The sequence below is a fragment of the Paraburkholderia sp. SIMBA_053 genome, assembly GCF_046534895.1.
GTDB classification, from domain to species: domain Bacteria; phylum Pseudomonadota; class Gammaproteobacteria; order Burkholderiales; family Burkholderiaceae; genus Paraburkholderia; species Paraburkholderia caledonica.
This window is the reverse complement of sequence record NZ_JAWRXU010001421.1, coordinates 1-245: the sequence shown is the minus strand read 5'-3', so window position 1 is coordinate 245 and position 245 is coordinate 1. Positions and strand designations below refer to the sequence as shown.

Here is a 245-nt window from a genome sequence, read left to right as displayed (position 1 = left end):
CGTCGAGAATCTTCTGGCCTTCCGGGCCGTACATCACCTTGCGGAAATGGTCGATGTCGCGGAACAGGAACGGCAGCGACGGGATCATCGATTCAGGAACGATCTCGTTGAATGCCGCGCCGTTCGCGCGCGCCATGTCGAGCGCGCCGATGCGCACCTGATCGATCGTATCGTTCTCCGAACCAAGTGCGCTGTTGCCGAATACCTTCACCGAGTCCTTGCCGTCGGTTGCCTTCTTGATCTGC

The 245-nt window shown here is 59.6% G+C and carries 1 protein-coding gene; it reads right to left on the bottom strand.

The features are described from left to right. Positions 1-245: TRAP transporter substrate-binding protein DctP (dctP, locus tag SB753_RS40290; protein ID WP_410805576.1), on the bottom strand; the 245-nt coding region annotated here is incomplete at both ends.